A 12547-nucleotide genomic window follows, 5' to 3' on the forward strand; every position below is an offset into this window, starting at 1 on the left:
ACCTTGCAGATCCTGCCTTTCTACCTGCTCTGCGACGAGTCCGGGTCGATGATCGGCGAGCCGATCGACGCCATCAACGGCGCGCTCCCGGACCTGCACCACGAGATCAGCACCAACCCGACGGTCGCCGACAAGACCCGCTTCTGCCTCATCGGCTTCTCCGACACCGCCACCGTGCTGCAACCGCTCGTCGACCTCAGCGACATCGACTCGGTCCCCGCGCTCGCCGCGGGCGGGCTCACCTCGTACGGCGACGCGTTCCACATCCTGCTGCGCTGCGTCGAGGACGATGTGGCGGGGCTGAAGGCGGAGGGCCACGAGGTGTACCGCCCCGTGGTCTTCTTCCTGTCCGACGGCATTCCCACCGACCCGGACTGGGACCAGGCGTACAAGGAGCTCACCCAGTCACGGTTCTGCCCGAAGATCATCGCCTTCGGCATCGGCGAGGCACAGGAGTCGACGATCGCGCGGGTCGCCAACTTCCGGGCGTTCATGCAGAAGGACTCCTCGGTTTCACCGGCCCAGGCACTGCGCGAGTTCGCCTCCAGCCTCACGCGGTCGATCGTCCGGTCCGCCGGGAGCATCGGGGCGGACGGCGGCAACGGGTTCACGCTGGCCGTGGACGACACCGTGCCCGGCTTCTCCATCGTCTCTCTCGACAAGCTGTGAGGTCGCACCGATGGGGAACGACATGAACGCCGCCGGACCGTCCCGGACCAACCCGCGGGAGCCCGCCACGCGGGAGTCGGAGGGGGGCCGGGCACGTGCGGGCAGGCCGGACGGGGGCCGGCCAGACGCGGGTCGGGAAGATGCCCGGCAGCCGGATTTCCGCTGGCCGGACGCGCGCGAGCCCGATCCGCTGGACGCGACCTGGCAGAGCGTCGACCAGTTCTTCAACGACCCGTCGGAGCCCGACGCGGCCCCCACCGCGCCCGAGCCGTCCGCGGCACCGCCCGCCGGACCGAACCGGCCGCCATCGCCCGCCTCGTACGAGCCGAACCGGCCGTCACCGCCCGCCTCGTACGAGCCGAACCGGCCGTCACCGCCCGCCTCGTACGAGCCGACCCGGCAGCCACCGCCCGTCCCGTACGAGCCGAACCGGCCGTCGCCACCGGCCTCGTCGTACGAACCGACGCCGCCGTCGCCACTGCCCGGCTTCGCCCAGCAGCCGCCGCGGCCTCGGTTCGAGAAGTCACCGCCGTCCTCGTCGTACGAACCGACGCCGCCCGTGCCCGGCTTCGCCCGGCAGCCGCCGTCGCCCGGCCCCGTGCGGCCGTCGCCCCCGCACGCCTGCGTGCCGTCCGGGTCCGACTCCGCGTCCGGACCCGGACCCGCTCCCGAGCAGCCCGCCGCGCGGGACATGACCGTCCCGACGCTCGGCGCGCCGTTCCACTCCGGCCCCAAGCCCCCGCTGTACGCGCCCGAGCCCCTGGAGCTCCCCTCGGTCCGCCAGGACCCGACCGCGGCGCTGACGCCCGACATGGTGGTGGACGGCGCCGGGTACGGCGCCCTGACGGTGCGGGCGGCGTCCGTGCGCGGCGACTCGCACCGCTATCAGGGCGAGCCGCGCCAGGACTCCCTGGCCGTGGTGCGCCTCGGGGCGCCCGGCGCCGATGGGCTGCTGCTGCTCGCGGTGGCGGACGGCGTGGGTTCCGCGGCCCGTTCGCACGTCGGCTCCCAGGAGGCCTGCCGGCTCGCCGCGATCGAGCTGGACAGCCTGGCCGCGGAACTCTCCGAGGTCCTGCGCGCGGGCGACCAGCCCCGGTTCGCCGTGCTGGCGGACACCGCGGTGGGCCGCGTCGCGACCCTCCTCGCGCACCGCGCCCGCGAGCACGGCGACGACCCCGCCGCGTACGCCACCACCCTGCGCGCCCTGCTCGTCCCGCTCGACCCGCGCGTCCGTACCCGCGGCTTCCTGGCCGTCGGCGACGGCGGCACGGCCCTGTTGCGCGCCGGCGCGTGGAACCTTTCCCTCACGGACCCGGAGCACGACGGCGACGGAATGATCGACACCCGCACCGCCGCCCTGCCGCACGGGCACCGCGCCCGCGCTCAGTTGCTCGCCCCGGCCCTGCCCGGCGACGTACTCGTGCTGTGCACGGACGGTCTGTCCACGCCCCTCGCGGGGGACGCGGGAATGCGGGACTTCCTGGGGTCCGGGTGGGGGAAGGGGACCGCCCCGGCACCGGCGGACTTCCTGTGGCAGCTGCAGTACCGCGTGAAGTCCTATGACGACGACCGCACCGCCGTCGTCCTGTGGGAGGCCGCCCCGTGAGCGCCGCCGACGGCGCGGACGTGTCCCTCGGCTCGCTCGTCCTCGGCGTGCGTGTCGGCGACGGTGGCCAGGGCGAGGTGTACGACGTCGCCGGTCCGGGCGGGCTGCTGTACAAGAGCTACCGCGAGCCGGGGAAGGCCGACGGCGGGGAACTCGCGGCGCTCGTCGCCCTGCGTCAGGGGCTCGCCCCCGCCGACCGGGACCGGCTGGACCGGGAGACGGCGTGGCCACTGTGCCGGGTCATGGACGGCGGAAGGACGACGGGCTTCCTGATGAACCGCGCGCCGGACGCCATGACCTGGCGCACCGCGCGCGGCGAGGCCCGGCTGACCGACCTGTCCTATCTGCTACGGGCTCCCAAGCCGGCCTGGCAGACCGTCGCCCAGCCGTCGCCGGCCGAGCGGTACGCGCTGGTGGTCGCCGTCGTCGGACTCGTCCAGTGGCTGCACACCCTGGGGCTGGTGGTCGGCGACGTGTCCCAGGCGAACGTGCTGTGGACCGTCCGGCCCGCACCCGGCCCGTATCTCCTGGACTGCGACGGCGTACGCCTGGTCGGCAGGACCCCGGTCCTGGAACAGGCGGACACCCCCGACTGGCACGACCCGCTGGCCGCCCCCGGCACCGTCACGGTGGACAGCGACCGCTACAAGGTGGCCCTGGTGGTGGGCCGTGTCCTGAGCCAGGACGCGTACGTGGCCCCCGGCAAGCCCCTGCACCCGCTGACCGGCGTGCTCGACGACCGGCGGGCCGAAGCGGTCCGCGCCCTGTGGGAACAGGCGTCCGGACCCCGCGGCACCCGCCCCCACCTCGCCCAGTGGTGCACCGCCCTGGCGGGCCGCGACACCATCCGTCTCATGGCCGCGGCACCCGCCCCGAAGCCCGTCGTCGACCGCTCCAAATTCGACGGCCCCCGCAACAGGGGCCGCATCACGCTTCGCAACTGAGAGGGCCGCCCCGTACTCACAGCCCCGGCAGCGCCCGCCGCAGATCCCCGGCCTCCCGGTAGTGCACGGTGCGCATGCCCAGCGCGGTGGCCGTCTCGACGTTCTCCCAGGTGTCGTCGACGAACAGGCACCGGTCGGCGGGAACGCCGACGCGGGCGACCGCGAGGTCGTAGATGCGGCGGTCGGGCTTGGCGAGGCCCACGCGGGCGCTGCTGACGACATGGTCGGCGAGGTCGGAGAGGCCCAGCGCCGCCAGGTCCCGCTCCAACTGGACGGACGCGTTGGTGACGAGGACGAGGGGCATCCGGGCGCGGGCCCGCCGCAGCAGCGCGACCACGTCCTCGTCGGCGTGGAACGGGGACCGGGCCAGCGCGGTACCCAGTTCCAGGGCCGTCGCCCCGGACACGAGCCCGGTCAGGGAGCGCGCGGTCGACCGCGCCCACTGGTCGGGCGTGATCCGGCCGAGCCACAGCGGGAGCGCCGTCTCCGGCGCGAAGGCCACCTTCATGGTGGTGCCCTCGGCCAGCCCGGCGGCCCGTTCCAGGGCCGCCAGGGGCGAAGGGTCGTAGATCCGGATCACGTTGTCGACGTCGCAGAGCACCGCGTCGAAGGACGGTCCGGAGGAGACGGGGGACACGGTGGTGCTCAGTTGCCCGACACCGTGACCTTCTCGTCGTTCTTGAGCTCGTCCACCAGCGTCTTCACCTTCGCCTTGTCCCAGACGAGGTTGCCGCCGGAGGAGCCGGAGATCGGCATGTTCATGGACTTGCCGTCGCCGCCGGTGACGCCCTTCATGGCCCAGAACATGTCGGCCAGGTCCCACAGGCTCATGTCCTTGTCGACGGTCAGCGAGTCGAGGCCCGCGCCCATCGTCGGGTAGAGCTTGAAGGGGTTCAGGACCGTCGACGGGGTCGCGACCTGGTGGGCCAGGGCGGCCAGGAACTTCTGCTGGTTCTTGGTGCGCTCCAGGTCCGAGGCGGCGAAGGCGTGCCGGGTACGGACGAAGGCGAGGGCCTGCTCGCCGTTCAGCGTCTGCTTGCCCGCCTTGAAGTCGGCTCCGGAATACTTGTCCTTGAAGCCCTTGTCGAGGGTCATCTCGACACCGCCGACCGCGTCGACGATGCTCGCGAACCCGCCGAAGCCGATCTCCACGTAGTGGTCGATGTGCAGGCCGGTGTTGTACTCGACGGTCCTGACGAGGAGTTGGGGGCCGTCGAACGCGTAGGCCGCGTTCAGCTTGTTCGTGCCGAGCGGGCCCTTGATCTTGCCGGATTCGGAGCCGCGGAACGTCGGGATCGTGACGTTCGAGTCACGCGGCAGCGAGATCAGCGTCGAGCCGTTGCTCCCGGTGTGCAGGATCATCATCGAGTCGGTGCGCTTGCCCTCGGCGGAGCCCGTGTGCAGCTTCTTCTTCTCCTCGGCGGACATGCCGGCGCGGCTGTCGGAACCGACGATCAGATAGTTCGTGCCCTCGCCGGTCTCCGGCCGGTCTATGACCTTGGAGAGATCCACGTCACGGTGGAGCTTGGAGTCCGCCCAGAAGTACGTGCCGACGGAGACCACCACCAGCGCGGTGACCAGCGTGATCGCGGTCCACTTGATCCGCCGCCGCCAGTTCGGCGCGGGGCGCTGCGGGTACGCGCCGCCACCGCCGGGGCCCTGCGGACCGTCGGGCCCGTTGGGGGTCCCGTACACATGACCCGTGTTGTAGCCGGAGTTGTACCCGTCGTCGTAGCCCTGACCGTCGACGTACGACGGCTGCCGGGGCACCCCGCCGTACGGAGGCGCGTCCTGGCCCGGTGCGGGTGCCGGTCCGCGGCGGACCTGGCGCATGACGCGGGCGCTCTCAGGCTGTGCGCCTGCGCTGCCGCGTCCGTAGCGGTTGCCGCCGTTGCTGCGGTTGTCGTCGGACCACCCGTCGGGCCAATCGTTCATGCCGACCAGTGTGCAGCTCTCCACCATGTGTCTTACAAGAGAGCAGGGAGATCTGGGTCACGCCTGTTGCAGAGCTGATGCAAAGAGACCGACGCGTGCCCGGCATAAGGTGGAGGACATGACAGACCAGGCCCCCAACCCGGAAAACGACATTCCGGGCAAGCCGACCGCCGCGTCCCGGACCACCCTCAGCCACATCATGACCCACAACGACACGAACCTTCTGGGCTCGGTGCACGGTGGAGTGATCATGAAGCTCGTCGACGACGCGGCGGGAGCGGTCGCCGGGCGGCACTCCGGCGGACCCGCCGTCACCGCCTCGATGGACGAGATGGCCTTCCTGGAACCCGTCCGCGTGGGCGACCTGGTCCATGTGAAGGCCCAGGTCAACTGGACCGGCCGCACCTCGATGGAGGTCGGGGTCCGGGTCCTCGCCGAGCGCTGGAACGAGTCCACGCCGCCCCAGCAGGTCGGCTCGGCCTATCTCGTCTTCGCCGCCGTCGACGCCGACGGCAAGCCCCGCCGGGTCCCGCCGGTCATCGCCGAGACCGAGCGCGACGAGCGCCGCTACCAGGAGGCGCAGATCCGCCGCACCCACCGCCTGGCCCGCCGCCGCGCGATCATGGAACTCCGCGAGAAGCGCGCGGCGGAAGGCCTCGACGACTAGGACCTGTCGGGTCGGTCACGGACCAGGACCCGACAGGGTCCGGTCGGTCACGGACCAGGACCTGTCAGGCCGGTCACGGCCGAAGGGCGGGGGTCAGGGGCCAGGAGGCCCGGGTGGTCGGGTGCCCGCGGTCACGGACACACCACCTGGTCTCCCGTCACCACCCCGAACTCCCCCTGGTGCTGATCTTCCGCCCGTACCCGTGCGACCTGCTTGAAGTCCGCACCGGCGATCACCTTCAGCAGCGGGCCCTGCCCGGGGACCGCGCGCAGTTCGGAACCGGGCAGCGCGGTCGCGAGGGACTTCGCGGAGCGGTCCCAGCGGGGGTCGTACGCGACGACGGTGCGCCGGACCGCGTGGTCCTTGGCCGTCGTGGGCCGGCCCGTCGTCCGGAACCCGGTGGCGGCGAGCGCGCTGTCGACCCGCCTGCCGAGGCCCGTCGTGGTGGTCCCGTTCTCGACCTGGACCCGGATCTGCTGCGGGGCCACCGCGACCCGGACGGCCTTGGGCCGCGGGGCCCGGCGCTCGGCGAGCGGCTTGTCGTCGCGCAGGGCCCGGAAGAGCTTCCCGGCCTTCGTGTCGTCCCACTTCAGGGTCGAGCCGATGCCCTTGACGACGTATCCCATCTGCCCGATCGGCACGGTCGTGAACTCGGACGAGGACGGGGAGAAGTTCCGCATCGCCCGGCCCAGATCCAGCAGTTCGTCCGTGCCGAAGCCCTTGTCGGCCCGCACCGAGCCCAGCACCGACCGCGTCACGTCGCGGAACTTCATCGGGTTCAGCAGCACTCCGGACGAGGTGGCGTGTTCGACGAGCGCCGCCAGGAAGCGCTGCTGGCGCTGCATCCGGCCGAGGTCGGAGGAGCCGTCGGCGTGCCGGGACCGTACGTACTGAAGGGCCTGTCCGCCGCCCAGCAGATGCGAGCCCGCCGCCAGGTCGAGGCCGGTGTAGCTGTCCTTGAGCGGCTGCGCGGTGCAGATGCGGACGCCGCCGAGCACGTCCACCGTCTTCATGAAGCTGGTGAAGTCGACCTCCAGATAGTGGTCGATCTTCACGTGGGTCATGTTCTCGACGGTCCGCACGGTCAGGGTCGGGCCGCCCTGCGCGTACGCCGCGTTCAGCTTGAGGGGGTGGGGGCCGTGCTGTTTGCCGGTGACCGCGTCGGTGTGCCCGGGCGCCTCGGCGTACGAGTCGCGCGGCAGGCTGACGATGCTGGCGCGCTCCCGGTCCTCCGAGATGTGCACGATCATGATCGTGTCGGTGCAGCGGCAGGGCGCGCCGCCGAGCCGGTACTTCCGCCGCTCCGCCTCGGTGATCTTGTCCCGGCCGTCGGTGCCGACCAGTAGCACGTTCATGCCGTTGCCGGCCTCGGGCCGGTTCTTCATGTCCTTGAACGGGTCGACCCGGGTGATGTCCGCGTCGAGGCTGGTCACCACCGCGTGTCCGATGCCCGCCGAGGCGAGGACCACCACGGAGATGGTGGTCACCACCCGCACGGCCCAGCGCGGCTTCCTACGCCGTACGGGGCGGGCCGGGCGTCCGTCCGGCCGCCGGTCGGGGCGCCGTGCGGGAGACGGCCGTGGGGGGCGCTGAGGGCGGACGGGGGAGCGGGGCGGCGTGGGCAAGAGGGACACCTCCGCGAGGCTGGACGGGGGAGGGATGCGTTCCGCGAGGCCGGCCGGGGCCGCGTTCCGCTGGCGTGGGGATCCGTGAGCACGGTAGGCCCATACGATCTGCGGACCGGTCCTTACGCCGGGCGGCGCGCGACCGTGTCCCCCGTTCGCGGTAACGTGACGTCCGATGAGCGAGAAGTCTGACGTGCGGTCTCCCGCCGTTTCTGTGATCATGCCCGTCCTCAACGAGGAGCGGCATCTGCGTGGGGCCGTCCAAGCGATCCTGGCGCAGCGGTACGACGGCGAGATGGAGGTCGTTATCGCCATCGGTCCCTCCACGGACCGGACGGACGAGATCGCCGCCGAACTCGTCCGCGAGGACCCGCGGGTCCACACCGTGCCGAACCCGACCGGCCGGACGCCCGCGGCGCTGAACGCCGCGATCAAGGCGTCGCGGCACCCCGTCGTCGTGCGCGTCGACGGGCACGGCATCCTCTCCCCGAACTACATCGCCACCGCCGTGCGGCTCCTGGAGGAGACCGGCGCGCAGAATGTCGGCGGCATCATGCATGCCGAGGGCGAGAACGACTGGGAGCACGCCGTGGCCGCCGCCATGACGTCGAAGATCGGTGTGGGCAACGCGGCCTTCCACACGGGCGGCGAGGCGGGCCCGGCCGAGACCGTGTATCTCGGGGTCTTCCGGCGCGAGGCGCTGGAGCAGCAGGGCGGCTACAACGAGGAGTTCATCCGTGCCCAGGACTGGGAGCTGAACTTCCGGATCCGGGAGGCGGGCGGGCTCATCTGGTTCTCGCCCGAGCTGAAGGTGTCCTACCGGCCGCGGCCGTCCGTCAAGGCGCTCGCCAAGCAGTACAAGGACTACGGACGCTGGCGGCATGTCGTCGCCCGCTACCACGAGGGCTCCATCAACCTGCGCTACCTCGCCCCGCCGACCGCCGTCTGCGCGATCGCGGCGGGCGTGGTCGTCGGCGCGGCGCTGACCCCGTGGGGCTTCGTGGTCCCGGCCGGCTATCTCGCGGCCATCGGGCTCGGCTCGCTGCCCGCCGGCAAGGGGCTGCCGCTGAAGGCCCGCCTCCAGATCCCCGTGGCCCTCGCGACGATGCACATGTCGTGGGGCTGGGGCTTCCTCACCAGCCCGAAGGCGCTGGCCAGGAAGGTCATCGCGTCCCGGCGTCCCGCGGTCCTCAGCGGCTCGAACTGAGCCCACCCGGCTCCGGCCGAGGTCGCCATCGGCTCCAACTGGGCCGACCCGCACATGAGTTGGGCCCCTCTCCGTTGCGAGAGGGGCCCAACTGCCGTTTGCCGTCGGCCCTACGACCAGGTGTAGTCCGGGTCGACGTGCATGCACTTGCCGGTGTCCAGTTCCTTGGACGACGGCGTCGAGTCGTCGTCCTCGGGTGCCTTGTACGTCGTGCCGTCCCGCCAGTCGGCGCCGACGACGAGCGTGACGCCGGAGACGTTCGCGGACTTCTCCACCGCGCTCGTCGGAATCCCGAGGGACTTGGCGACCCGCAGGGCGTCACCCTCGAGATCGTCGCTCGGGTAGCGGATCACCGTGGTGTCATCGGCGGTCGCCGCCGTCAGGTCGGCCTTCGACGCCGTGAAGCCCTTGCCGACGAGCAGTTCGGTCACCGCGTTCGCGCGCCCGGACACCGGCGCCAGCGTGCTGGTGCGTGTGCCGTTCTGCACCTGCACCGCGATCTTGTCGTCCGCGGCGGCCGGGTCCGACGACGTCCTCTCGGTGGCCTTCTTCTTGCCCTTGCCGTCCAGCGCGATGTCCTCGCGCATCAGCCGCCAGACATTGTCGGCGGCCTTCACCTTGGGGAGCACCCGGTTGCCGTCGGCGGAGTACACCCAGGGCATGGTCATCATGTTGATGCGCTTCGACGGGACCTTCTTCAGTTCTTTGCTCAGGTCGTAGAGCTTGGTCACCGTGCCCAGGCCGTCGTCGACGGTCAGCGCCTTGGTGGCCGTCTCCGCGAGGCTCTTCAGCTTGCCCGGGCTGCTCAGCGTGGCGTTCTCGCGCAGCTGGTTCACCATCGAGTTCATGTACTGGTGCTGGGCCCTGGTCCGGCCTATGTCGCTGCCGTCCTCGAAGCCGTACCGCGTCCGCAGCCACTGCAGGGCCTGCTTGCCCTTGATGGACGTCGTGCCCTCTTCGAGCTTCAGCCCGGAGCCGTGGCCGGTGGAGGTGTGCGAGTAGATGTTGGCGTCCACACAGACGGGGACGCCGCCGATCGCGTCGGCCATCGACACCACGCCCGCGAAGTCGACCATGATGAAGTGGTCGATGTGGATGTCGGTCAGCTTCTCCCAGGTGGCGACCGTGCAGCCGGGGCCGCCGCGGCGCAGCGAGTCGTTCGTGATCACGGGGATCGTGCTCGCGGAGTACGTCTTCCCGGTGTCGGGGTCGGTGCAGTTGGGTATCTCCAGCAGCGTGTCGCGCGGCATGCTCACGACCGACATGTCGGTGCGGTCCGCCGACAGGTGCAGCAGCATCTGGACGTCCGCGCGGGCCGGCCCGTCGAACGTGTCCTTCGCGCCCCCGAGCTTCTGGTTCGCGGTGGAGTTCCGGGCGTCCGAACCGATCAGCAGAATGTTCAGCGGGGTCTGGCCCGCCGCGTTCGGCTTCGACTTGGCGGCGCGGTCCTTCGCGTCGCCGATGTTCAGGTCGTCCTTCTTGATGTTGGCGTTCAGATGCCGGTAGTAGAGATAACCGGCGCCGGCGGTGCCGAGTATCAGGAGCGCGAGCACCATCGCCGACCAGCGCAGTATTCGACGTCTGCGCCGGGGCCGGCCACCGCCCCCGTGGCGTCTTCCGCCGCCGCCCCCGCCGTGCCGTCCCTGCTTCTGCGGACCGGTCGGCGCGGTGTCGTCGGCCGGACGAACGCCGTCGCCGTCACCCTCGCCGTCGATGCGGACGGAACCACCGTCAGCCGTACGGACGGGCTCGCCGCCCTCCTCGTACATGCCGTCGTCCCAGCCCAGTTCGCCGGCCTGCGGGACACGTGGTCGTGCTCCCTCCCCACGCACACTGCTCTGCGCCATCTCCCCAGCCCCTCCCCACCCTGCGCCTGACAAACGGGCCCGTCGTACGCCCGCCCGGACGCTTTCACGTCCGGGCGGACACTTCTCGCGTCCTGTAGGACGCTCGACGGACCCGTCAGGTCATCACTTGGCGCACACTGATTTGTCCGCCGTGGACTTGTCCACGTCCGGCGCCTTCGTCGCAGTGCTCAGTGGCACTCCGGCGCCCTTGAAGTCCTTGCCCAGGGTCAGCACGATCGCGGGCAGCCCCTGTGAGTTCTTCTCGCTCTCGCCGGGCTTCATCGCCGAGGCGGACAGCCCCATCAGGTCCGCGAGTTTGCGTGCCTGGTCGGCCTGGTCGGGAGAGTACTCCAGCGTCGTCCTGCTGAGTGTTTCGTCAGCGTTTCCGAGCTGGCTGGACTTGAGCACGCCCTCATCATTCTGCAGCCAGTTAAGAGTCTCCTGTGCGGATCCGGCGACGGCGCCCCCGTTGTAGATGTCGACGCGGATGTCGGACGCGGCGGAACGGGAGCCCTTGAGACGGGCGGCCACCGCGGCCTTCTCCTTCTTCTGCTTCTGCTTCACGGCGGTGAAGGAGACGTCGTTCTTGATGGCGTCGAAGACCGGCTGGGACGTGTTCGGGTTGACGATGACGGTCTTGTGGACCACCCCGTCGGCAGGGTTGTCGATCACCGGAACCGTCGTGAAGGTGATGTTCTTCGTCGGCACCTTCTTCAGCTCCATGGCCATGTCCTTGAGCGTGTCGACCTTGCCGATGCCGGTGTCCACGGTCAGCGCCTTGGTGGCGGCCTCGGCCAGCTTGTACAGCTTGGTGGGGCTGGTGAGGGTGTTGCCCGAACTCATCTTGCGCATCAGGGAGCCCAGGAACTGCTGCTGCACCTTGATGCGGTCGAGGTCGCCCGCGTTGCCGAAGCTGTGCCGGGTGCGCACGAACGCGAGGGCCTGCTCGCCCTCGATGGTGTGCTTGCCGGCGGAGAGCTTGAGATGCGAGTCGGGGTCGTTGACGTCCTTGGCGACACAGACCTCGACCCCGCCCACCGCGCTGGTCAGTGTCTTAACCGCGTTGAAGTCGGCCATCATGAAGTGGTCGACGGTGATGCCGGTGACCGCCTTGACCGTGTCCATCGTGCAGCCGGGGTTCCGGCCCGCCTGGCCGAGGCTGGTGTTGAAGCGGACGTCGTCCGTACCCGCGATGGGCTTCTCGGAGCCGTCCTCCTGCTTCGACTTGCAGTCGGGGACATCGACGATGAGGTCGCGCGGAATGCTCATCGCGGTCGCGTTCGTCCGGTCCTTGGAGACGTGCAGCAGGATGTTCGTGTCGGCGTGGCCGACGCTGTTCTTGTCGCCGTATCCCTCGTTGCCCGCACCGGTGCGCTTGTCGGTGCCGATGATGAGGAGGTTGAAGGCCTCGTCCTTGCTGAAGCCGTTCTTGGCCGAATCGCCGACGTCCTGTGTCTGGACGTTGCCCTCGAGGTGCTTGAGGTAGGCGTAGGCGGCGCCCGAAACGGCCACCAGCACCAGCGCCATGGTGCCGCCGGTCCAGAGCAGCACCTTCTTCGCCTTCGACTTCTTGGGCGGCCTGGTACGCCCGCGCCGCCGCCCCGGAAGGGGCTCCGGCGGCTCGCCGCGGCGTCTGCGCGGCCCTGGCACAACGGCTCCGGGCGCGTCACTGTCCCGCCCCGGCGCCTTACGGTCCCGGTCCGGTGCCGCGCGATCCCTGCCGGGCGCGGTTCGGGCGCGTGCCGCCGCGGAGGGTGTACCCCTCCGCGGCCGCGGCACTCCCGACTGCGCTCCGGAAGGGGTCAGTCGCAGTTCGTATTCACCGGTGTTCGGGTTGAGCACCCACTGGTCTGCGGGATCGATGTCGTCCGCCCGCCTACGGCCTTGCGCGTCCACGGTTGTCTGAATCCTCCGTCGGGGCCACGCGGCGCCTTTCCCCCTCAAAAGGCGCTCGGGTCTCGGTCAAACAGTGCGCGACCTCCAGGACGGAACCTCGTGGCCGGGTGCACCGGATCGCTCACACTATCCGCCCGGTTCAGCGTCGAGC

10 protein-coding genes are annotated in these 12547 nt (G+C 70.8%); 5 read left to right on the forward strand and 5 right to left on the reverse strand.

The features are described from left to right. The first annotated feature begins 3 nt into the window (after positions 1-3). The 3 genes from ACWD68_RS31125 to ACWD68_RS31135 are packed head-to-tail and all read left to right on the forward strand — an operon-like array spanning position 4 to position 3219. On the forward strand, positions 4-669 hold the full coding sequence (locus ACWD68_RS31125; RefSeq protein WP_351550623.1) for a vWA domain-containing protein: 666 nt from the start codon (positions 4-6) through the stop codon (positions 667-669). A 10-nt stretch (positions 670-679) separates the two neighbouring features. Further along, entirely contained in the window at positions 680-2275 is a 1596-nt protein-coding gene (locus tag ACWD68_RS31130; protein WP_451809791.1) for a protein phosphatase 2C domain-containing protein, read from the forward strand. Further along, positions 2272-3219: a hypothetical protein gene (locus tag ACWD68_RS31135; protein WP_451809792.1), complete on the forward strand. Its 948-nt coding sequence runs from the start codon at positions 2272-2274 to the stop codon at positions 3217-3219. Before ACWD68_RS31130 ends, ACWD68_RS31135 begins: the two co-directional genes overlap by 4 nt. Positions 3220-3235: 16 nt before the next feature. On the opposite strand, the gene ACWD68_RS31140 is transcribed toward ACWD68_RS31135, so the two are convergent. Beyond that, positions 3236-3856, reverse strand: a complete 621-nt coding sequence (locus ACWD68_RS31140; protein ID WP_451809793.1) for an HAD family hydrolase — start codon at positions 3854-3856, stop codon at positions 3236-3238. Positions 3857-3864: 8 nt separating this feature from the next. Continuing rightward, complete coding sequence (locus tag ACWD68_RS31145; protein ID WP_451809794.1) at positions 3865-5154, reverse strand: LCP family protein; 1290 nt, start codon at positions 5152-5154, stop codon at positions 3865-3867. Positions 5155-5272: 118 nt separating this feature from the next. On the opposite strand from ACWD68_RS31145, the gene ACWD68_RS31150 reads away from it, so the two are divergent. Continuing rightward, positions 5273-5821, forward strand: coding sequence for an acyl-CoA thioesterase (locus ACWD68_RS31150; RefSeq protein ID WP_351132913.1), 549 nt, complete (start codon positions 5273-5275; stop codon positions 5819-5821). Between the two features lie 131 nt (positions 5822-5952). On the opposite strand, the gene ACWD68_RS31155 is transcribed toward ACWD68_RS31150, so the two are convergent. Next, positions 5953-7446 (reverse strand): LCP family protein, encoded by a 1494-nt coding sequence (locus ACWD68_RS31155; RefSeq protein ID WP_451809795.1) that lies wholly within the window; start codon positions 7444-7446, stop codon positions 5953-5955. A 175-nt stretch (positions 7447-7621) separates the two neighbouring features. On the opposite strand from ACWD68_RS31155, the gene ACWD68_RS31160 reads away from it, so the two are divergent. Continuing rightward, positions 7622-8653: a glycosyltransferase family 2 protein gene (locus ACWD68_RS31160; protein WP_451809796.1), complete on the forward strand. Its 1032-nt coding sequence runs from the start codon at positions 7622-7624 to the stop codon at positions 8651-8653. 110 nt (positions 8654-8763) lie between these two features. Here the strand turns inward: ACWD68_RS31160 and ACWD68_RS31165 are convergent, their stop codons facing one another. Together ACWD68_RS31165 and ACWD68_RS31170 are read right to left on the reverse strand one after the other, a co-directional pair. Continuing rightward, positions 8764-10500 (reverse strand): LCP family protein, encoded by a 1737-nt coding sequence (locus ACWD68_RS31165; protein WP_451809797.1) that lies wholly within the window; start codon positions 10498-10500, stop codon positions 8764-8766. 123 nt (positions 10501-10623) lie between these two features. Beyond that, positions 10624-12396, reverse strand: a complete 1773-nt coding sequence (locus ACWD68_RS31170) for an LCP family glycopolymer transferase (protein ID WP_451809798.1) — start codon at positions 12394-12396, stop codon at positions 10624-10626. Between the last annotated feature and the right edge of the window lie 151 nt (positions 12397-12547).

The sequence above is a fragment of the Streptomyces sp. NPDC005141 genome, assembly GCF_053599975.1.